This is a genomic window from Shewanella sp. S1-49-MNA-CIBAN-0167, assembly GCF_040310145.1.
GTDB classification, from domain to species: Bacteria; Pseudomonadota; Gammaproteobacteria; order Enterobacterales; family Shewanellaceae; genus Shewanella; species Shewanella psychromarinicola.
Genome location: NZ_JBEOPO010000458.1, coordinates 1 through 241, shown reverse-complemented (window position 1 = coordinate 241; position 241 = coordinate 1). Strand labels below are relative to the sequence as shown.

At 45.6% G+C, this 241-nt stretch carries 1 protein-coding gene; it reads left to right on the top strand.

Annotated elements, in window-relative coordinates; genetic code table 11:
- Positions 1 to 241: amino acid--tRNA ligase-related protein (locus tag AAEZ00_RS22035; protein WP_351090166.1), on the top strand; the 241-nt coding region annotated here is incomplete at both ends.

Below are 241 nucleotides of genomic sequence, written 5' to 3'. Positions count from 1 at the left end.
GTAAAGAATCATTTTTAACCGTGTCGGGTCAGTTAAACGCTGAAACTTATGCTTGTGCGTTATCGAAAGTATATACTTTCGGCCCAACGTTCCGTGCTGAAAACTCAAACACCACTCGCCACCTTGCAGAATTCTGGATGGTTGAGCCTGAAGTGGCATTCGCAACGTTAGATGATGCGGCTGAGTTAGCGGAAAGAATGCTTAAATTCGCGTTTAGCGCAGTGCTTGAAGAACGCATGGA